This window comes from Pseudaminobacter soli (ex Li et al. 2025) (assembly GCF_003012705.1).
Lineage (GTDB): Bacteria > Pseudomonadota > Alphaproteobacteria > Rhizobiales > Rhizobiaceae > Pseudaminobacter > Pseudaminobacter soli.
Genome location: NZ_PXYL01000003.1, coordinates 93,623 through 111,686 on the forward strand (window position 1 = coordinate 93,623; position 18,064 = coordinate 111,686).

Annotated in this window: 24 protein-coding genes and 1 tRNA gene; 14 read left to right on the forward strand and 11 right to left on the reverse strand. The window is 63.9% G+C overall.

The genetic code is table 11. From position 1 onward, the window contains the following. Positions 1–4 precede the first annotated feature (4 nt). Complete coding sequence (locus C7I85_RS06600) at positions 5–259, reverse strand: hypothetical protein (protein WP_106723181.1); 255 nt, start codon at positions 257–259, stop codon at positions 5–7. A 143-nt stretch (positions 260–402) separates the two neighbouring features. On the opposite strand from C7I85_RS06600, the gene C7I85_RS06605 reads away from it, so the two are divergent. The 5 genes from C7I85_RS06605 (at position 403) to ppa (ending at position 3,815) form a co-directional block, all read left to right on the forward strand. Continuing rightward, positions 403–1,026 (forward strand): LemA family protein, encoded by a 624-nt coding sequence (locus C7I85_RS06605; RefSeq protein ID WP_106723182.1) that lies wholly within the window; start codon positions 403–405, stop codon positions 1,024–1,026. Positions 1,027–1,135: 109 nt separating this feature from the next. Next, positions 1,136–1,936: a TPM domain-containing protein gene (locus tag C7I85_RS06610; protein ID WP_106723571.1), complete on the forward strand. Its 801-nt coding sequence runs from the start codon at positions 1,136–1,138 to the stop codon at positions 1,934–1,936. After that, on the forward strand, positions 1,937–2,581 hold the full coding sequence (locus C7I85_RS06615) for a TPM domain-containing protein (protein WP_106723183.1): 645 nt from the start codon (positions 1,937–1,939) through the stop codon (positions 2,579–2,581). Positions 2,582–2,656: 75 nt separating this feature from the next. Next, a complete protein-coding gene (locus C7I85_RS06620; RefSeq protein ID WP_106723184.1) occupies positions 2,657–3,163 on the forward strand; it encodes a GNAT family N-acetyltransferase in 507 nt (168 codons plus the stop codon). Positions 3,164–3,278: 115 nt separating this feature from the next. Continuing rightward, positions 3,279–3,815 (forward strand): inorganic diphosphatase, encoded by a 537-nt coding sequence (ppa, locus tag C7I85_RS06625; protein WP_106723185.1) that lies wholly within the window; start codon positions 3,279–3,281, stop codon positions 3,813–3,815. A 78-nt stretch (positions 3,816–3,893) separates the two neighbouring features. Here the strand turns inward: ppa and C7I85_RS06630 are convergent, their stop codons facing one another. Together C7I85_RS06630 and C7I85_RS06635 are read right to left on the reverse strand one after the other, a co-directional pair. Beyond that, a complete protein-coding gene (locus C7I85_RS06630; RefSeq protein WP_106723186.1) occupies positions 3,894–4,217 on the reverse strand; it encodes a DUF167 family protein in 324 nt (107 codons plus the stop codon). A gap of 10 nt (positions 4,218–4,227) precedes the next feature. Beyond that, positions 4,228–4,518: a YggT family protein gene (locus tag C7I85_RS06635; protein WP_106723187.1), complete on the reverse strand. Its 291-nt coding sequence runs from the start codon at positions 4,516–4,518 to the stop codon at positions 4,228–4,230. A gap of 128 nt (positions 4,519–4,646) precedes the next feature. Between C7I85_RS06635 and C7I85_RS06640 the strand changes: the two genes are divergently transcribed. Then, positions 4,647–4,722 (forward strand) — tRNA-Ala (locus C7I85_RS06640). Here C7I85_RS06640 and C7I85_RS30915 read toward each other — a convergent pair. Then, complete coding sequence (locus C7I85_RS30915; protein WP_181257126.1) at positions 4,711–4,989, reverse strand: hypothetical protein; 279 nt, start codon at positions 4,987–4,989, stop codon at positions 4,711–4,713. The genes C7I85_RS06640 and C7I85_RS30915 overlap by 12 nt on opposite strands. Here C7I85_RS30915 and C7I85_RS06645 point away from each other — a divergent pair. Then, complete coding sequence (locus C7I85_RS06645; RefSeq protein WP_106723188.1) at positions 4,877–5,212, forward strand: hypothetical protein; 336 nt, start codon at positions 4,877–4,879, stop codon at positions 5,210–5,212. The two genes, C7I85_RS30915 and C7I85_RS06645, sit on opposite strands and share 113 nt — an antisense overlap. Positions 5,213–5,292: 80 nt before the next feature. Here the strand turns inward: C7I85_RS06645 and C7I85_RS06650 are convergent, their stop codons facing one another. Then, the gene (locus tag C7I85_RS06650; protein WP_106723189.1) at positions 5,293–6,579 is read right to left on the reverse strand and encodes an NCS2 family permease; all 1,287 of its coding nucleotides are present in this window, start codon (positions 6,577–6,579) and stop codon (positions 5,293–5,295) included. Between the two features lie 536 nt (positions 6,580–7,115). Between C7I85_RS06650 and C7I85_RS30920 the strand changes: the two genes are divergently transcribed. Continuing rightward, positions 7,116–7,277, forward strand: coding sequence for a hypothetical protein (locus C7I85_RS30920; RefSeq protein ID WP_181257109.1), 162 nt, complete (start codon positions 7,116–7,118; stop codon positions 7,275–7,277). Between the two features lie 136 nt (positions 7,278–7,413). On the opposite strand, the gene C7I85_RS06655 is transcribed toward C7I85_RS30920, so the two are convergent. From C7I85_RS06655 to hemC, 6 genes are all read right to left on the reverse strand, one after another. After that, entirely contained in the window at positions 7,414–8,133 is a 720-nt protein-coding gene (locus tag C7I85_RS06655; RefSeq protein WP_106723190.1) for a glutamine amidotransferase, read from the reverse strand. Between the two features lie 6 nt (positions 8,134–8,139). Continuing rightward, the gene (locus C7I85_RS06660) at positions 8,140–8,619 is read right to left on the reverse strand and encodes a TerB family tellurite resistance protein (protein ID WP_106723191.1); all 480 of its coding nucleotides are present in this window, start codon (positions 8,617–8,619) and stop codon (positions 8,140–8,142) included. Between the two features lie 111 nt (positions 8,620–8,730). Next, entirely contained in the window at positions 8,731–10,317 is a 1,587-nt protein-coding gene (locus C7I85_RS06665; RefSeq protein ID WP_106723192.1) for a heme biosynthesis protein HemY, read from the reverse strand. A gap of 16 nt (positions 10,318–10,333) precedes the next feature. Further along, positions 10,334–11,779: a mitofilin family membrane protein gene (locus tag C7I85_RS06670; protein WP_106723193.1), complete on the reverse strand. Its 1,446-nt coding sequence runs from the start codon at positions 11,777–11,779 to the stop codon at positions 10,334–10,336. Positions 11,780–11,879: 100 nt separating this feature from the next. Then, positions 11,880–12,587 carry a uroporphyrinogen-III synthase gene (locus C7I85_RS06675; RefSeq protein ID WP_106723194.1) on the reverse strand — a complete coding sequence of 236 codons (708 nt, stop codon included), beginning with the start codon at positions 12,585–12,587 and terminating at the stop codon, positions 11,880–11,882. Then, a complete protein-coding gene (hemC, locus tag C7I85_RS06680; RefSeq protein WP_106723195.1) occupies positions 12,588–13,517 on the reverse strand; it encodes a hydroxymethylbilane synthase in 930 nt (309 codons plus the stop codon). 99 nt (positions 13,518–13,616) lie between these two features. On the opposite strand from hemC, the gene tsaD reads away from it, so the two are divergent. The 6 genes from tsaD to C7I85_RS06710 all read left to right on the forward strand — a co-directional run bounded on the left by tsaD (position 13,617) and on the right by C7I85_RS06710 (position 18,052). Beyond that, a complete protein-coding gene (gene tsaD, locus C7I85_RS06685; protein ID WP_181257122.1) occupies positions 13,617–14,699 on the forward strand; it encodes a tRNA (adenosine(37)-N6)-threonylcarbamoyltransferase complex transferase subunit TsaD in 1,083 nt (360 codons plus the stop codon). Then, positions 14,696–15,679: an NAD(P)H-dependent glycerol-3-phosphate dehydrogenase gene (locus C7I85_RS06690; RefSeq protein WP_106723196.1), complete on the forward strand. Its 984-nt coding sequence runs from the start codon at positions 14,696–14,698 to the stop codon at positions 15,677–15,679. Before tsaD ends, C7I85_RS06690 begins: the two co-directional genes overlap by 4 nt. Positions 15,680–15,708: 29 nt before the next feature. Next, entirely contained in the window at positions 15,709–16,005 is a 297-nt protein-coding gene (locus tag C7I85_RS06695) for a YciI-like protein (protein WP_106723197.1), read from the forward strand. Positions 16,006–16,016: 11 nt separating this feature from the next. After that, on the forward strand, positions 16,017–16,442 hold the full coding sequence (locus C7I85_RS06700; RefSeq protein WP_106723198.1) for an EVE domain-containing protein: 426 nt from the start codon (positions 16,017–16,019) through the stop codon (positions 16,440–16,442). Between the two features lie 44 nt (positions 16,443–16,486). Further along, positions 16,487–17,086, forward strand: a complete 600-nt coding sequence (locus C7I85_RS06705) for a class I SAM-dependent methyltransferase (RefSeq protein WP_106723573.1) — start codon at positions 16,487–16,489, stop codon at positions 17,084–17,086. Positions 17,087–17,368: 282 nt separating this feature from the next. Beyond that, complete coding sequence (locus C7I85_RS06710; RefSeq protein WP_106723199.1) at positions 17,369–18,052, forward strand: response regulator transcription factor; 684 nt, start codon at positions 17,369–17,371, stop codon at positions 18,050–18,052. Positions 18,053–18,064: the final 12 nt, after the last annotated feature.

Sequence of the window (18,064 nt, forward strand, 5' to 3'; positions counted from 1 at the left end):
GGATTTAAGCGCCCCGCAGCAAGAACATCACCAGCCAGACGAGAAGTCCGACACAGATAGCAAGTCCGAGCACGCGGCCGATCCGCGTGCCCCATTGTTCGATCCAGTCATCCTGGTCGGCGTCCGTCGCCGACACATGGTTGCGGGCCCGTTTTGTGGCGCGCGACACCAGCGACGCACCGCCTGTATCTGCCTCGCGCGATATGCGCTCCAAGATGCGCCGCGATTCGGCGGCTTTATCCCTGTCGCGATCGACCAAGATCCGGCCCTCGTTTCACACGCAAGTCTAATGGCTCGATCGGCGCAATGACAGCGCAAACGGCGCCGGCCGGCACTGCCCATTTCCTTGACGTGAGACTGTGCTACTTATCAATCGTTCATCAATGAACCAGGGGAATTTAAATGTCCGCCCAGCGCACCCTCCCGTTTCCCTCCCTTCGCCTGCTGCCGGCTTTCCTGCTGATGGCGCTTGCCCTGCCGCTTCTGGCCGCTTGCGGCTACAACACCATTCCGACGCAAGAGGAACAGGCCAAGGCGGCATGGAGCGAGGTGCTGAACCAGTACCAGCGCCGCGCCGACCTGATCCCCAACCTGGTCGAGACGGTCAAGGGCTACGCCAGCCACGAAAAGGAAACGCTCGATGCCGTGGTCGAGGCGCGTGCCAAGGCGACGCAGACGACGCTGCCGGCGGACATCCTCAACGATCCGGCAAAATTCAAGGCGTTTCAGGACAGCCAGGCCAATCTTACCAGCACACTTTCGCGCCTGCTGGCCGTGGTCGAAAACTATCCCGACCTGAAGGCCAACCAGAACTTCCTCGCCCTTCAGGCGCAGCTCGAGGGCACCGAAAACCGCATTGCGGTCGCCCGGCGCGACTATATCGAGGCGGTCAGGGTCTACAACACCACGCTCAAAACCTTCCCCTCGATCCTCTGGGCGAAATTGTGGTTCACCGACGCCCAGCCGCTGCCGAACTTCACCGTGGCCGAAGACAAGCTCCAAGCGCCCAAGGTGAATTTCAACTAGGTTTGACTTGGGGTGCACTGTTTGGCTTAGGATGCGCGGGGGAAACGCAGAGAGGCGACGCTTGAACAGGATTGCGCAGCCATCTTTGACCGGCGGCCTAAAGAGCATCATGCGCCTTGCCGGAGTGCTCCTGTTCGCGCTCGTTGCATCCGTGGCCTTGGCCGCGGAGCTGCCGGCGCTGACGGGCCGTGTGGTCGACAATGCCGGAATGATGACCCCGTCCGAGCGGGCAGCGCTTGAACAGAAGCTGGCCGACTACGAGAAAAAATCCTCCGACCAGATCGTCGTTGCCACCATAAACAGCCTCGACGGGGAGGCAATCGAACCCTACGCCAACCGCCTGTTCCGCGCCTGGAAGCTGGGACAGACCAGCGAGAACAATGGCATCCTGCTGCTTGTGGCCAAGGACGACCGCAAGATGCGCATCGAGGTGGGCTACGGCCTCGAAGGCACGCTGACGGACCTCCATTCGCGCCTGATCATCGAAAACGACATGGTGCCGGCATTTCGAGCCGGCGACTTTTCGGGCGGCATCACCAAGGCCGTCGACGACATCATCATGGTGCTGAACGGCAATGCGGCGGAGCTGGAAGCCCGCGCCAAGCGCAACCAGCGGAACGAATCCGAGCCGATCGACTACATCCCCCTGTTGTTCTTCCTCCTCTGGGCTTCGCTGTTCTTCGGCGGCTTCGCTACGGCTGTCCTGCCGCGCATGTTCGGCCGCAAGATCGCCCCCGGCCGCTATCATTGGCTCGGCATGGACTTCAATTACAACAACCGCGGTTCCGGCGGCGGCTGGATGGGCGGTGGCGGCGGCTGGTCCGGCGGCGGCGGTGGCTGGTCTGGCGGTGGCGGCTTCTCCGGCGGAGGCGGCTCCTCCGGCGGCGGCGGATCTTCGGGGAGCTGGTGAATGGCGAAGCCTCCACAGGGCATGAAACCCGAGGAACATGAACGCATCGCCACCGCAATCCGCGAGGCCGAAAGCAAGACTTCAGGCGAAATCTACTGCGTCGTTGCCCGATCGAGCGGCAGCTACTTTTTTCCGGCGACCTGTTTCGTGCTGGGCGCGATCCTGCTTCTCAGCCTGCCGGTGGCGCTGGCCCTTGAATATTGGTGGATCAGCCTGCGCTTGCCCGTCTTCGTCGCCGCGCAACTTCTGGCCGCGCTGGCCGCGCTTGCCCTGCTCTGGCTGGTGCCTGCGTCGCGCCTGTGGTTCGTGCCGCGCCGGCTGCGCTATCGCCGTGCCCACGACAATGCTCTGAAGCAATTCATCGCCCGCAACGTCCACATTACCGCCAACCGCACCGGCGTGCTGATCTTCGTTTCGCTGGCTGAGCGCTACGCTTCCGTGGTCGCCGACAGCGGCATCAACCAGCATGTGCCGCAGCACGCATGGGACGGCGTGATTCGCGACCTCATCGCGCACGCCAGCCAGGATCGGCTGGCCGACGGCTTCGTCGTTGCGATCGGTTCGGTCGGCGAGCTCTTGGCCACGCATTTCCCGGCCAAACCGGACAATGTCAACGAGCTCGACGACCACGTCGTGGAGATCTGAGCGTCGGTCAAATGCTCGCGAGCCGCCATCGGCTTCTTGCCATGACCACGGCACGGAGTTTATGGTTAATGAACCATGAACACGTTGACAATCGACATACGCAGGGCCGTGCCGCGCGACGCCGAGCAGATCGCCGACGTCCACCACCTGGCTTGGCAAGGCGCCTATTCGGGCATCATCCCGCATCGGGCGTTGACTGCGATGATCAACCGGCGTGGCAGCGCGTGGTGGGCCAATGCGATCCAACGCGCAGCGACGGTTCTGGTCGTGGAGATCGGCGGAAAGATCGCCGGCTATGCCACTGTCGGCAGGAACCGCGCGCGCGAACTGCCGCAGCAGGGCGAAATCTACGAGCTCTATCTGCGGCCCGAATATCAGGGCGTTGGCCTGGGCAGCCGCCTGTTTGCCGCCGCGCGCGAAAAGCTGGCCGCTCACGGGTTGAAGGGGCTGGTTGTCTGGGCCCTAGAGGAAAACGAAAATGCGTTGGCCTTCTATGCCGGCGCCGGCGGACGCGATGTCGCTGAAGGCGTGGAGGTCTTCGACCAGAAGGCGTTGCGCAAGATCGCCTTCGTCTGGGACTGAACTCACCGGAAATATCGGTAAAAACGCAATAGTTGAGGCGCCGGGACAGCTTGCCGCTGTTGCGTGATGCGCCTGCGGCGGCTATTTCCTGCGCCGAAAAGGAGACCTTGCGGACATGCGCATCGAAGCAATACCCACGGGCAAGAACCCGCCCGAAGACGTCAACGTCATCATCGAGGTTCCGGTCGGCGGCGAGCCGATCAAGTATGAGATGGACAAGGAAGCCGGCACGCTCTTCGTCGACCGCTTCCTCTACACGCCGATGCGCTATCCCGGCAATTACGGCTTCGTTCCCCACACCCTATCAGGCGATGGCGACCCGATCGACGTGCTGGTCTGCAACACGCGCGCACTGGTTCCCGGCTGCGTCATCAGCGTGCGCCCGATCGGCGTTCTGGTGATGGAAGACAATGCCGGCGAGGACGAAAAGGTGATCGCTGTGCCGTCGGCCCACATCACCCGTCGCTACGAGAACGTCACCGAATACAACCAGCTGCCGGAAATCACCCTGCAGCAGGTGCAGCACTTCTTCGAGCACTACAAGGACCTCGAGCCCGGCAAGTGGGTGAAGATTGGCGGCTGGAAGGATTCGGCCCACGCCAAGAAGATGATCCTGGATGCCATCGAGCGCTACAACGCGCAGCAGGGCTGATACACTCGGATCGTCAGGATATAGGGCCGTCTCCCCGGAGACGGCCTTTTTCTTTGCCGGGCAAGCCGGCGTGGCCTATCAGCCCCGCGCTTGCCTTACCAACTCGTCGAGCCTGACAGACAGCTCGGCCCCGCTGCCCGCCACTCGCACCGTCTTCAACCGCGAGGTGCCGCCGGCGACCACCGAGACATCGCTGCGTGCGACGCCGAGCCAGCCGGCCAGCAGCTTTTCCAGTGCCGTATTGGCCGCCCCCTTTTCCGGAACGGCGCGCACCCGGGCGGCGAGATGGCTGCGCCCGTCGGACGAGGTTTCGACGCCTTCGACCGCATCCTTCGACGAGCGCGGCGTCAGCCGCACATGGATATCGACGCCCTTGTCATGGGCCCGATGGAAGCCGCTCACGAAGCAGTCGTCAGAGGACGAGCTGCACCACTGTCGTCAGCAGGAACTGGCGCAGGAAGAAGATGATCAGCAAAACGATGATGGGCGAAATGTCGATGCCGCCGAGGTCGGGCAAGACGCGGCGGATGGGCGCCAGGACCGGCTCGGTGGCCCGGAAGAGAAAGTTGCCGATCGCGCCGACGAGCTGGTTGCGCGAGTTGACCACGTTGAACGCATAGAGCCACGAGAAGATGGCTGCGCCGATGATAATCCACCAGTAGATATCCAGCGCCAGAACCAGGGTCTGAATGAGCGCGATCATGCCATTCTCCGTTGAATTGGCGACATGTAGCGGCTGGACGCGCACGCGGCAAGTCCCGGCCGCTCGCGGCTTCATCACTCCCTTGACAGGAAACGGCCGCAACAATAAATACGGCCCATCCGCTGACTGGGGCTGTAGCTCAGCTGGGAGAGCGCGTCGTTCGCAATGACGAGGTCAGGAGTTCGATCCTCCTCAGCTCCACCAGCGGATCAATTCTTCCCATAAATTTCGTATGACTTGGCGTCGGAAGCAAATTCCGCGATCGCATAAAGTCTTGTCGCCGCCATTCACATTGTATTCACGTAGCGTCAGCATATAACCGTCCGGCTCAATTTCGGGCCGGGAGCAGGGGAATATTATGGGTTTTTGGAAGTTTGCCGCGGTTTTTGCAGCGGCGGGTTTTGTTTCGGCGGGCAGCGCTAGCGCGGACGATCTGGTTTTCACGCTGAAGAACGGGACGAATTCCGTCATGACGCGTTTCTACACCTCCCCGGTCAGCGTGAACGAATGGGAAGAGGACGTTCTCGGCCAGGACGTGCTGAAGCCCGGCGAAACCGTGCGCGTCACGATCGCCGACGGCCGCCGGACCTGCAAGTATGACATGAAGTTCGAGTTCACCGAGGATTCGGATCTGGACACGACCACCGACACGCAGGATCTCTGCGAACTCGGCGAATACACCATCACGGAATAACAAATCAGTTCATTGGACTGACCAAAAGGGCTGCCCAGGGAGCCCTTTTTTCTTGAACCTGCCGGTTCGCGGACTGCCAGTCACTCCAGCGCAAACCGTATCACGAACAGCACCGCCACAATCCAGGTTGCCGGATGAACCTGGGCCGGACGGCCAGTCAGCGTCTTCAGCACGGCGTAGCTGATGAAGCCGAAGGCGAGGCCGTTGGCGATCGAATAGGTGAAGGGCATCATCAGCGCGGTGAGCGCGGCCGGGGTCGCCTCCGTCACGTCGGCCCACTCCACATCGACCACTTCGCGCAGCATGAGGCACGCCACATAGAGCAGTGCCGGCGCGGTGGCATAGACCGGCACGGCGCCGGCCAGCGGCGAGACGAACAGGGCCGCGATGAACAGGACCGCCACCACCAAGGCTGTGAGCCCGGTGCGGCCGCCTGCCTGCACGCCTGAAGCGCTTTCGACATAGGCCGTCGTGCTGCTGGTGCCGAGCAGCGAGCCGGCGACGATCGCGGTACTGTCGGCAAGTAGCGCACGGCCGAGGCGGTTGGGCTTGCCCTCCGGGATCAGCCCCGCGCGCTTGGCGACGCCGATCAGCGTGCCGGTGGCATCGAACACCTCGACCAGCACGAAGACCAGGATGACATGCGCGAGCCCGCTGTGCAGGGCGCCGGGGATGTCGAGTTGCAGAAAGGTCGGCGCGATGCTCGGCGGCATGGAGACGATCCCCCCGAACTTGCTGACGCCGAGTGCGATCGACAAGGCGGTAATCACGAGGATGCCGATGAGGATGGCCCCCCTCACCCTGAGCCCGTCCAGCGCCGCAATGACGAAAAAGCCGAGTATGGCCAGGAGTGGCCCGGTCTTCGTGAGATCGCCCAGCGCCACATAGGTGGCTTCGCTGGCAACAACGATGCCAGAACTCTTCAGCGCGACGATGGCAAGGAAAAGACCGATACCGGCTGCAACGGCGCTGCGCATCGAGTGCGGTATGCCGGCGATCAGCCAGCTTCGTATGCCGCTGATCGTCAGGATGAGGAAGATGACGCCCGAAATAAAGACGCAGCCCAGAGCCTGCTGCCAGGTGAAGCCCATGACGCCGACAACTGTGTAGGCGAAGAAGGCGTTGAGCCCCATGCCCGGAGCCATGGCGATCGGCCATCTCGGCAACAGCGCCATGATCAGGGAGCCCAGAGAAGCGGCAAGGCAGGTGGCGACGAAGACCGCGTTGCGATCCATCCCCGTCGACGACAGGATCTCGGGGTTGACGAAAATGATGTAGGACATCGTGAGGAACGTGGTGATGCCGGCAAGCACCTCGATGCGGACTGACGTCCCTTGTTGCTTGAGGCCGAAAAAGTCTTCCAGCACTGGCTTCTCCTCCCTGCAGCGCCCACCACCTGCGGCAGCGTGTTGACGGGGATCATCGCCCTGCAGCCGCAAGTCTCGGCAGCGGAACTTGGTCGCCTGCGATCGGTGGCACCCCGGGGAAGCCCTCTACGGCCGGCTGCAACCGATCGATCGGCACACAACGATAGCGTTAGCTTCCGCCCATTGCCGTGCCGGCACAAGGCCGCAAATAGGGCACCCTTGCTTTCCGATCTGATCGACAACCCTGGACATGACGCTTGGGAACCCTAGGGCGGTTCGCGCCTTATCCACTCGATACCGCCGATGGCTATCGCGGATTCTTCATCCGGCCATCGCTCTGCAGGCGCCCTTTGGCGCCTGCTTTTCAAACCCGCAAATCGCAAGAGCAAGAGGAGGAGTTAAGCGATGCGAGTCTTTTTTCAGGCCCTGGTCGCCCATGCTCTCAGCCGCATTGTGGAGGAGAACAGCACCGTCCCGGCAAGCGGACGTGCAATGCACTTTGGGTCTTCCGAGCCCCCGCGTCGGAGCCAAAGGTCATGAGCGCGCTGAAATTCACTCTGTGCCTGGCGATTTGCTCACTCGTCGGATTGATCATCGGCATAGCGAGCGGCAACGCGCCCATGGGATTCACGATCGGGCTGGCCGCAGGAGCGGCAATCGCCAGCGTGCTGATCGCGCTGGCGGACGAACCGACGTGACGAAGAAAGATTTGCTGTAGCCACATCGCCTGAAGGCCCCGACCGGCAGCGAACGCGTGCGCGCCTAAAGCGGGCTTTTGTTTTTGGGGCATGATCTTGTCCGAAAAGTCTGCAACTTTTCGGGATCATTCCCAAGTCAGCCGCGCGCCGGCTGCCCAAAGACGTGGTGCAGAAAATCGACCAGCCACCGCTTGAGGTGCATGTCCCAGATCAGCCGGCCACCGAGATGGTCGCGGCCGGGCTGAGCGCCGGGCAGCTCGAAGCGATGGGCGCCATGCACCACCCAGCGGTGCATCATCAAGCGCGTCAGTTCGGCATGGAACTGGATGCCCCACGCGTTATCGCCATAGCGAAACGCCTGATTGGGATAGGTCTCGGCAGTAGCAAGCAGGGTCGCGTCCGAGGGCAGCGAAAACCCCTCGCGATGGAACTGGTAGACCATTTCCGGCCAGTGCATCATCTTCTTGCCGGCCTCGGTTGCCTTGAGCGGATACCAGCCGATCTCGACCTTGCCCTCGCCATGGCCGGCGACCTTGCCGCCGAGATGATTGACCAGCATCTGCGCGCCCAGGCAGATGCCGAGGAAGGGCCGGTTTTCCTTGAGCGGCACCGACAGCCAGTCCGTTTCGCGGCGAACGAATTCGTCGCTGTCATTGGCGCTCATCGGGCCTCCGAAGACCACCGCGCCGGCATAGTGCTCCAATGTTTCCGGTAGCGGGTCGCCGAGCGGCGGCCGACGTATGTCGAGGTCGAAACCGGTTTCCAAAAGCAGATGGCCGACGCGGCCGGGGCTGGACGTTTCCTGATGCAGAACGACGAGAATTTTCGGCCGGTGGGCTGGCGACATGGACGGCATCAGCCCCTATTCATCGGAAGATTTGTCGGCTTCGTGGCTCGCCCGCCGGGCGACCTCCTGGCGCATGGCAATGCGGTCGCGCCTATCCACGCCCAGCAATTCGGCAACGCGCCATATCGTGTTCTCCTCGAGCTCATGCGCCTGGTCGTCGGCGTAGACGACCTCCCACATCAGCCGGATGAACTCGATCCGTCCTGCCTCGTCGAGGTGACGCATGAGGACGCTGGTGAAGGCATAGAGATCGATCGCCTCGCTGTCGGCCTTCTCCCCGGCAGCCAAAAGCGCAGCGAGTTCGGCGCCGCTTACGCCATAGGCCTCGGAGACGACCTGCTTCAGCCGCTCCCATTCGACGTCCTGGCGCATGCCGTCGGCACCCATGACATGGTAGAGCAGCGCGGTGGCGGCCACCCGCGGATCATCGGCACTCAGCGCGCCTGACGAGATGCAGGGCAGATCCCTCAGAAAAGCAAGAACGCGTTCGAACATCGCTGTTTCCTTCGAATCGGCAAGCTACTTCCGCCGTGCCGCACCTGTCCATTGCGGCACGGCGGACCAAGATGGAAATCTCTGTTGGTACAGTTTCCTGTGCGCCGCCTGTCAGAACAAACGGAAGCGTCGTTGCGTTTGTTCCGCCTGCTCTTCGGGCGTCACGCCCGGATCGTCGGGCAGCCGCGCGGGATTTTTGTCCTCGCCCTCTGCCACGGCGTCGGCCACCGGCGCAGCAGCGATTCCCTCTTTCTTCGGCTTTGACGAGGGTTCGGAGGGAGCGGCGCCAACCGGCTCGGGCGCGATCTCGACGATCTCTTCCGCCTCTTCGACCGCAGGCCTTGCCGGCGCCTCGATTGCCGGCCGCAGGGAGACGGAAAGCTCTTCGTCCTGCTCGATCAGCTGGCCTAGCCGCTCGACGGGCACACGCCACTCGAACGCATCGATCTTGCCGGTGACCGGCGAGGCAGGCGCCCAACGCTCGGACGCGAAACCGTCGGCAACCCAGGCCGGATCGCGCGGCGCGCGCATTGCCTTGCCGAGAAGCTGGCGCACCTTGCCCTGATCGCCCGTCTCGACCTCCTCGATGTCGGCGAGCACCAGATAGGCGCTCTCGCTCGGCCGCATGCGGATGGCAGCCTCCGCCTCCTCACGCGCGCGCTTGAATTCGCGGGCATCGAGCGCCGCACGCGCCACGGCGAGAGAGGATTCGGGATTGTTCTGCTTGAGCGACTGCAGCCGCTCGGCACGCGCCAGACGATCCAGCGGCGCATCGGCTGACCGGGCACGGACATAAAGCTCGGCGAGTTCAGGATGCGGCTCGGCCTTCCAGGCCGTTTCAAGGATCTTGGAGCCCTTGCGGATATCGTCCTGGCGGAAAAGGGCGCGCGCGGCAACCGCAGCAGCCGGCGCAAAGCCTGGCGCCAGCCGGTCCGCCTCGATCGCGGCCTGTTTGGCGGCGGGAAGATCGGTGTCGAAAATGGACATCGCTTTAGCCGTCAGCAGCACGGCGCGGCGGCGGTTCGCGGCGGCCGGCTCCATTTGGCGCGTCGACTTCTGCGTCTCGACGATCTTCAGCGCGCCGTCCCAGTCGCCCTGCTCGACCTTTTCCTCAAGCGTCGATTCGGACGCCCAGCCAAGCTGCGGCGCGACATCGGCCGCGCGGCTCGCATAGTGGCGGGCGGCCTCGCGATGGCCGAGGCGCTCGGCTTCGAGATAGAGCCCGCGCAGGCCAAGCAACCGCATCTCGGGGTCGTCCAGCATCTCCTCGAACTTGGTGCGTGCCGCCTCGTGGTCGCCCTCGAGCAACGAGGCCTGCGCGTCGAGCAGCTGGATCAGCGGCTCCTGATCGGAGCGGATCAGCTTGGCCGCCTGCTTGTTCATCTTGCGCGCAAGCGCGGCGTCCCCGGCACCGGCGGCGATCATGCCGGTCGACAGTGCCTGATAGCCGCGGTCGCGCCGGCGCACGCGGAAATAGCGCGCGATCGTGTAAGGGCTGTTCCAGATCGACTTGGTCAGCCACCAGAGCAGCATGACTGCCGCCGCAATTGCGGTGACGGCAACGGCTGCGGTGATGAGCTTCACCTCATATTCATAGCCGTTGAAGGTCACCACCATGTCGCCGGGGCGGTCGGCCAGCCAGGCAAAGCCGAGCCCGAGCAGGAAGACGACGAGCAGGAAGAAAAGGATGCGGATCATCGGCCTTTTCTCCCCCTCAAGCCTTCATTGCTTCAGCCACGGCCTGATCGACCAGTTTCTGCGCTTCGACGCGGGCGCGAATCTTGTCGGCGAACTCGCTGCCTGCCGCCTTGGCCGCTTCGGGAAGCGTGTCATATTCGGCCAGTGCCTTTTCGAGGTCGCCCGACTTGATCTCGAATTCCATGCGCGCCGTGGTTTCCGGCACGCCGGAACCCTCGACCGGCCCGACCGGGCGCACCGACACAAGCGACTGCGCGCTGGAAACCAGCCTGTCGAGCACGCCCGCCTTCTCGTCGACCGGCTTGGCGGCGGCAATCATCGCCTGGATGGCGGGCTTGGTCTCAGCCTGGATGTCGGCAAGCGTGGGAACGCCCTTTTCCGCATAGGTCCGCAGTTGGGCGATGCCAGGTGCATTGGGCGCAATGGCCGCGAAGGTCTCGATCTCGGCTTGGAAGGGTGCACCACGCTCGACGGCCGATTTCAGCGCCGAGGCCGCGATCGCCAGCGCCACCTTGGGCTGGCCGGCCTGTGCTTCCACCTTGCCGGACAGATCGTTCACCTTCTGCTCCAGGGCGGAAAGTTTGCCGTTCGCGGCGGTGACGGCGTCGCCGCTGCTCTTGGCCAGCGCCTCGACGCCGGCAACCCGCTCGACAAGCGCTGCAAGATCACCGGAAGCGGTCTGGTTTGCGCCCTGCTGTTCGCGCAAGGCTGCAACTGAAGTCTCAAGCTCCTTGAGGCGGCCATCGAGCGCCTGCAGGCCGGCCTGGTCGCCGGAGGCAGACGCAACGCTCTGGCGGAGACTGCCCAGGTCGGTTTTCACCTCGTCGAGCGACTTGGTGACCGACTCGACCTGCCCGGCAAGCTGCGTATCGGGCTGGCCGCTGGCGTTCTTCAACGCCAAAATGTCCTGCTGCATGCCGGAAAGCTCGGCGCGCAGCGAATCGACCTCCGTCATCGCTGCGCCGGCGTTCGAGCCGGGAGCAGGCAGCAGGCCGGCAAATTGCAGCGCGCCCGCGCCGGCAAGCGCGATTACCCCACCAACGATGCCAGCAGCCAAGGGCGAAAAACCATTGCGCCGGGACTGCGGCTCAGGTGCGGGAGCCGGCTTCGGCGACTGACGCTCGGGCGCGGCCTGGGAGGACTGTGATTTCGGCGCTTCCCGGGAAGTGCCGGGGGCAGCGCTTTCCGGCTTCGGCGCTGCGTCGGGTTTTGCGGCGGTCTTGGTCTGTTCGGCTGCCTTGGGCTGCTCATCTGGCTTGGCCGAAGCGGATGGCGTCTCAGTGGTCTTCCCGGTCATTGCGGATTCCTGCGGCTTGGACGTCTCGGCGGTGGCTTGAGCTTCGGCCTGTTCGGACGACCTCTTTTTCGGGTCCGAAATGCGCGAGACCTCGCCCGGCTGCAACTCGATCGTCACCGGTTCCCGATGTGTCTTTGAGTGCCGCGTGCTCGGCGTCTTGACCATGTGAGAACTCCGCAATGAGTGTCGATGTAAAAAGGAATTCCTGAAAGGGAACCGCCTACAGGATCAGTATCACACCAGCATGATGTGAAAAGGGGCGCGGTCATGGCGCGGGCGGACAGACCTCCGTCAACAGCGCCATCAGCGCGTCTTCCGTCGGCTCAGCCGACACGAAAACCCTTTCGTGTTCAATATGTTGCAAGCTCCCGGCAACCCGTTCGGACAAGCAGATGCAGCAGGCATCGGCCAAAAAGGGATTTCCGTCCGTGAGCTGCGAAAAGGCCTGCGCGGCCTTGGCCGAATAGAGCAGCACCGCGTCGAGCGGGCCATCCGGCAGGGTGGCATCAGTAACGAAAACGGTGTCGTAGGTTTCAATGACGGAAAGCCGGTGGCCCGACGAAGCCAGGCTCCGTTCGAAGTCCGGCAGCCGGACCCGCCCCGTCAGATAGACAAGCATCGCGTTTTCGGGAAGTTCGGCCGACACCAGCTGCGCGAGCCCAACGGCTTCGCCCGGTCCCTCGACCACGTCGCTGAAGCCAGCATTGCGCGCGGCAATCGCCGTCTTCCGGCCAACCGCAAAGCACCGTTTGCCGGCAAGCTTTGCGATCAGTTCAAGCGACGCATGCCGGATCGCATTGGCGCTGGTGACGGCGACCGCGCCGACAGATTCGGGGACGACTGAAAGGTCAACGCGAAGTGCCTGCGTCTGCGAAAGCGGCAGGACGACCGACTCGAAACCCGCATCCCGGAGCCTGGACGCCGTGGCGGATGCGCCCGGCTCCGGCCTTGTCACCAGGACGCGGCGGGCCATTCAGCCCCAACCCTCGAAGAACTTCGTGCCGGCCTTGGCCCGCACCTCTTCGCCGGCAGCGTGGCCGATGGCTTCGGCGTCCACCGCCTTGCCCTCGCGCTCCACCTCATACGCCTCCTGCCCGTCGAGCGACAGGATGATGCCCTTGAAGAACAGCCTGTCGCCCTCGACCACGGCGTGGCCGGCGATGGGCGTGCGGCAGGAGCCATCCAGCACGCGCAGATAGGCGCGCTCGCAAGCAAGCGCATAGCCTGTAGGCGCGTCGTGAATGGCCGACAGCATGTCCCTGATCGACTTGTCGGCCGAGCGCATCTCGATGCCGATGGCGCCCTGCCCCGGTGCCGGCGGGAAGATGTCGAGCGGCATCAGGTCGGTGATGATGTGGGTGAGGCCCAGCCGGCGCAGCCCGGCATTGGCGAGAATGGTGCCTGCTGCAATGCCCTCCTCCAGCTTGCGCAGGCGCGTCTGCACATTGCCGCGGAAGATGATCACTTCCAGGTCGGGCCGCATGCGACGGATCAGCGCCTGCCTACGCAGCGACGACGAGCCAACGGTCGCGCCATGCGGCAGTTCGGCGATCGAGGGCGCCAGCTTGCCGATGAAGGCGTCACGCACGTCCTCGCGCGGCAAGAAGGTGGTGACCTCCAGCCCCTCGGGCAGCGTGGTCGCCATATCCTTGGAGGAATGGACGGCGATGTCGATGCGACCATCGAACAGCGCCTCCTCCAGCTCCTTGGTGAAAAGCCCCTTGCCGCCCACCTCGGAGAGCGGGCGGTCGAGGATGCGGTCGCCACTGGTCGTGAGCGGTACGATCTCGAAAGCGTCTTCGCTGAGCCCATGCGCGGCCATCAGCCGATCGCGCGTTTCATGGGCCTGAGCCAGCGCCAGCGGGCTGCCGCGCGTTCCGATTTTCAAGGCTTTTGTTTGCATGGCGCTCCGTCCGTGATACCCACCCGGCGAACGGGGTATTCTCCCCTATCCTCCTATCGAGGAAAAGACGGCCGGGCAATGGAACGAAATGACGCCATGATCCGCATACTCGGGATCGAGACAAGTTGCGACGAGACCGCCGCCAGCGTGGTTGCGCTGGGCGAGGGCGAGCCGCAAATCCTGTCGAGCGTCGTGCTGAGCCAGATCGAGGAGCACGCGGCCTTCGGCGGCGTGGTGCCGGAAATCGCCGCGCGCGCCCATGTCGAAGCGCTCGATGGCATCGTGGAAGCAGCCCTTGCCGATGCCGGCACCTCGCTTGCCGAGATCGATGCGGTAGCCGCCACCGCCGGGCCGGGCCTGGTGGGTGGGCTGATCGTCGGGCTGATGACGGCCAAGGCAATCGCGGCGGCCGCGCACAAGCCACTGATCGCGGTCAACCATCTCGAAGGCCATGCGCTGACCGCGCGGCTCACCGACGGCCTTTCCTTCCCCTACCTGCTGCTGCTCGTCTCCGGCGGCCATACGCAGATTCTTCTGGTGCGCGGTGTTGGCGACTATCAGCGCTGGGCGACGACGATCGACGACGCGCTCGGCGAAGCCTTCGACAAGACCGCAAAAATGCTCGGCCTGCCCTACCCGGGCGGCCCAAGCGTGGAAAAAGCAGCGGCCAGCGGCGACGCCACCCGTTTTGCGTTCCCACGCCCGATGAAGGGCGAGGCACGACCGGACTTTTCCTTCTCAGGGCTGAAGACCGCCGTGCGCCAGGCCGCGACGGAGATTGCGCCGCTGAGCGAACAGGACGTGGCCGATATCTGCGCCTCCTTCCAGGCGGCGGTGTCAGATGCGCTCGGCGACCGCGTGGCGCGCGCGCTTGCCCGTTTTCGCGGAGAATATCCTAACGTGAAGACGCCAGCGCTGGTGGTGGCCGGCGGCGTCGCAGCCAACAAGACGATCCGCGCCACGCTGGAAGCGCTCTGCCGCGACAACGGATTTGACTTCGTCGCGCCGCCGCACGCGCTTTGCACCGACAATGCGGCGATGATCGCCTGGGCAGGCATCGAGCGCATGCGCGCCGGGCTGGTCGAGCCTGACGCGATGGATTTCGTGCCGCGCTCGCGCTGGCCGCTCGACAGCGTCTCAGCGCCGGTCGTCGGCTCGGGCAGAAGGGGAGCAAAGGCATGAGCGCCTATCGTGTAACCATTCTGGGCGGCGGCGCCTGGGGCACCGCCCTTGCACTGACAGCAGCGCGCGCAGGCAACGACGTGCGCATATGGGCACGCGACCCCGAAATGGTTGAAGCGCTGAAGCAGGGCAAGAACCCGCGCTACCTGCCGGGCATCACTCTTGAACCGGCGCTCAACGCGACGGCCGACCTTGCCGCCGCGCTCGACGGAGCGGACTGCGTACTGGTCGTCACGCCTGCGCAGGTGCTGCGGCAGGTTCTGGCCGAAGCAAAGCCGCACTTGCCAGCCGACGTTCCGCTGGTGCTCTGCGCTAAGGGCATCGAGCGTGAGACCGGCACGCTGCTTTCCGAGATCGCCGAGGAGATCGTGCCGGATCATCCCGTTGCCGCGCTTTCCGGCCCGAGCTTTGCCTCGGACGTCTCGCGCGGCCTGCCGACGGCGGTGGTGATCGCCGCGCGCGAGGAAGAGCTTGCCGCCGAACTGGCGCAGCGCTTTTCCACGGAGAGCTTCCGCTGCTACTCGACCGACGACCTGATCGGCGTCGAGATCGGCGGCGCGCTGAAGAACGTCTTCGCCATCGCCGCGGGCGCCGTCATCGGCGCCGGTCTGGGCGCAAGCGCGCAGGCCGCCACCGTCACGCGCGGCTTTGCCGAGCTGCGGCGCATCGGCGCCGACTTCGGCGCGCGGCCCGAAACGCTGATGGGCCTTTCCGGCTTCGGCGACCTGATGCTGACCTGCTCGTCTTCGCAATCGCGCAATTTTTCCTATGGGCTGGCGCTGGGACGCGGCGAGTCGCTGGAGGGCAGGCCGCTGGCCGAGGGCGTGGCCACCGCTGCGATTGCCGCCCGGATCGCGCAGGAGCGCGGCATCCGCGCGCCGATCATCACCACGGTTTCGCAGATACTTGGCCGCGCGATCACCCTTCAGGAAGCAGTAACGGCGCTGATGACGCGCCCGCTGCGCCACGAGGCGGAATAGAGACTTTTTCAGACAGGAGGGGAATGCCAATGCTGTTTGCGTTCATCTGCAAGGACAAGACAGACCACCTGCAACTTCGGCTGGATGTTCGGCCCGATCACGTCACTTTCCTCAACGGGCTGAACGCCGAGGGCACGCTGAAATTCGCCGGCCCCTTCCTCGATAACGACGGCAAGCCTTGCGGCAGCCTGGTCGTAGTCGAGGCAGCAGACAAAAAGGCCGCAGCCGATCTCGCGGCAAAGGACCCTTACGCGAAAGCAGGGCTGTTCGAATCCGTCGAGATCCGCCCCTGGAACTGGGTGTTCAACAATCCGGCAAGCGCCTGAGGACGCACGACATGAACTACTGGCTGTTCAAATCCGAGCCGTTCAAGTTCTCTTTCGACATGCTGAAGGCGCTTGGAGACAAGGGCACGCAGTGGGACGGCGTGCGCAACTATCTGGCGCGCAACAACATGCGCGCCATGCAGATCGGCGACCTCGGCTTCTTCTACCATTCCAATGAAGGCCTTGAGGTCGTGGGCATTTGCGAGGTCTGCGCGCTTGCTCATCACGACACCACGACCGAAGACCCGCGCTGGGAATGCGTCGATGTGCGCGCTGTCCGCGACATGCCGCGCCCGGTGACGCTTGTCGAAGTGAAGGCCAATCCGAAACTCGAGAAGATGTCGCTGGTCACCTCGATGCGCCTTTCCGTACAGCCGGTGACGCCGGACGAGTGGAAGGAAGTCTGCCGCATGGGCGGGCTCGACCCCGCGCCGTGACACCCGAAGACGCAAAGCGCTTCATCCGCGCCAACACGGGCCTGATGGCGCCGCCGCATGTGCCTGAAATCCGGCTGCATCTGGCCGACGAAGCGCATGAGCTTTGGGAGAAGACGGAGGAAGAGCTGGCCGAGATCGGCCTGCCGCCGCCCTTCTGGGCCTTCGCCTGGGCAGGCGGGCAGGGACTTGCCCGCTATATCCTCGACAACCCAGACACCGTGCGCGGCAAGCGCGTGCTCGATTTCGCCTCCGGCTCCGGCATGGTCGCGATTGCCGCGGCGATGGCCGGCGCGCGCGAAGTGATCGCCGCCGACATCGACCGCTTCTGCGAAGCGGCTGTCACGCTGAACGGCGAGGCCAATGGTGTTTTGCCGCTTTTCGTCGGTACCGACACGATCGGCACAGACGACGACTGGGACATCGTGCTGGCCGGTGACGTGTTTTATCAGAAGGATTTTGCCGAGAGGCTGATCAACTGGTTTTCCGGTCTGCGCCAACGCGGGGCCGACATTATCGTCGGCGATCCCGGCCGTTCCTACCTGCCCAAGGAAAGGCTGTCCCCGCTGGCTGTCTACGAGGTGCCGGTCACGCGCGCCCTGGAGGATGCCGAGGTCAAGCGCACCACCGTGTGGCGATTTGGTTGAGCCTCCAACCGTTCAGCGCACCACCTTCAGCACCGTCCGGTCGTTGAGATAGGGCACCAGCCGCTCCACGTTGATGAAGCCTTGCGCGGGTGGCCGGGACGCTGGCGGACGGTCAATATCCGCAAGCTTTTACTGTTTTTTGCAACCGTCCCGTTGCGTTGACGTTTTTTGGAGTATGATTGCATTGGAACAAATCACCGTGATCGGCTTTTCTGGAGATCAGCTTCCTCATAAACCTGCACCGGTCAACAGAAGAACGCATGTAAAACAACGGATTGATCCATGAGCTCACGCACCATCCTGATCGTCGACGACGACGAAGACCTGCGTTCAACGCTTGTCGAGCAACTTTCCCTCTATGAAGAGTTCGACGTGCTGCAGGAAGCCTCTGCTTCCAAGGGCGTGGCGATTGCACGCGGCGGCCTCGTGGACCTCCTCATCATGGATGTCGGCCTGCCTGACATGGACGGCCGCGAAGCGGTGAAGATCCTGCGCAAGGGCGGCTACAAGGCCCCTATCATCATGCTGACGGGGCATGACACTGATTCGGACACGATCCTTGGCCTCGAGGCGGGCGCCAACGACTATGTCACCAAGCCTTTCCGTTTCGCAGTGCTGCTTGCCCGCATCCGCGCCCAGCTGCGCCAGCACGAGCAGAGCGAGGACGCGACCTTCTCGGTGGGACCCTATACGTTCAAGCCGAGCCAAAAACTCCTGCTCGACCAGCGCGGCGCCAAGGTCCGCCTGACCGAGAAGGAAGCATCGATCATCAAATATCTGTACCGCGCCGACCAGAAGGTCGTTACCCGCGACGTGCTGCTCGAAGAGGTCTGGGGCTACAACTCAGGCGTCACGACGCACACGCTGGAGACGCATGTCTATCGGCTGCGCCAGAAGATCGAGCGTGATCCTTCCAATGCTGAAATTCTTGTGACAGAAAGCGGCGGATACAAGCTGGTTCCCTGACGGGTCTGCGGT

Excerpts from the sequence above, each read along its gene's own strand:
- C7I85_RS06605 (WP_106723182.1), top strand. The coding sequence starts at position 403 with ATGTCCGCCCAGCGCACCCTCCCGTTTCCCTCCCTTCGCCTGCTGCCG.
- C7I85_RS06610 (WP_106723571.1), top strand. The coding sequence starts at position 1,136 with ATGCGCCTTGCCGGAGTGCTCCTGTTCGCGCTCGTTGCATCCGTGGCC.
- C7I85_RS06615 (WP_106723183.1), top strand. The coding sequence starts at position 1,937 with ATGGCGAAGCCTCCACAGGGCATGAAACCCGAGGAACATGAACGCATC.
- C7I85_RS06620 (WP_106723184.1), top strand. The coding sequence starts at position 2,657 with ATGAACACGTTGACAATCGACATACGCAGGGCCGTGCCGCGCGACGCC.
- ppa (WP_106723185.1), top strand. The coding sequence starts at position 3,279 with ATGCGCATCGAAGCAATACCCACGGGCAAGAACCCGCCCGAAGACGTC.
- C7I85_RS06635 (WP_106723187.1), bottom strand. The coding sequence starts at position 4,518 with ATGATCGCGCTCATTCAGACCCTGGTTCTGGCGCTGGATATCTACTGG.
- C7I85_RS06645 (WP_106723188.1), top strand. The coding sequence starts at position 4,877 with ATGGGTTTTTGGAAGTTTGCCGCGGTTTTTGCAGCGGCGGGTTTTGTT.
- C7I85_RS30915 (WP_181257126.1), bottom strand. The coding sequence starts at position 4,989 with ATGACGGAATTCGTCCCGTTCTTCAGCGTGAAAACCAGATCGTCCGCG.
- C7I85_RS30920 (WP_181257109.1), top strand. The coding sequence starts at position 7,116 with ATGAGCGCGCTGAAATTCACTCTGTGCCTGGCGATTTGCTCACTCGTC.
- C7I85_RS06655 (WP_106723190.1), bottom strand. The coding sequence starts at position 8,133 with ATGCCGTCCATGTCGCCAGCCCACCGGCCGAAAATTCTCGTCGTTCTG.
- C7I85_RS06660 (WP_106723191.1), bottom strand. The coding sequence starts at position 8,619 with ATGTTCGAACGCGTTCTTGCTTTTCTGAGGGATCTGCCCTGCATCTCG.
- C7I85_RS06665 (WP_106723192.1), bottom strand. The coding sequence starts at position 10,317 with ATGATCCGCATCCTTTTCTTCCTGCTCGTCGTCTTCCTGCTCGGGCTC.
- C7I85_RS06670 (WP_106723193.1), bottom strand. The coding sequence starts at position 11,779 with ATGGTCAAGACGCCGAGCACGCGGCACTCAAAGACACATCGGGAACCG.
- C7I85_RS06675 (WP_106723194.1), bottom strand. The coding sequence starts at position 12,587 with ATGGCCCGCCGCGTCCTGGTGACAAGGCCGGAGCCGGGCGCATCCGCC.
- hemC (WP_106723195.1), bottom strand. The coding sequence starts at position 13,517 with ATGCAAACAAAAGCCTTGAAAATCGGAACGCGCGGCAGCCCGCTGGCG.
- C7I85_RS06690 (WP_106723196.1), top strand. The coding sequence starts at position 14,696 with ATGAGCGCCTATCGTGTAACCATTCTGGGCGGCGGCGCCTGGGGCACC.
- C7I85_RS06695 (WP_106723197.1), top strand. The coding sequence starts at position 15,709 with ATGCTGTTTGCGTTCATCTGCAAGGACAAGACAGACCACCTGCAACTT.
- C7I85_RS06700 (WP_106723198.1), top strand. The coding sequence starts at position 16,017 with ATGAACTACTGGCTGTTCAAATCCGAGCCGTTCAAGTTCTCTTTCGAC.
- C7I85_RS06705 (WP_106723573.1), top strand. The coding sequence starts at position 16,487 with ATGGCGCCGCCGCATGTGCCTGAAATCCGGCTGCATCTGGCCGACGAA.
- C7I85_RS06710 (WP_106723199.1), top strand. The coding sequence starts at position 17,369 with ATGAGCTCACGCACCATCCTGATCGTCGACGACGACGAAGACCTGCGT.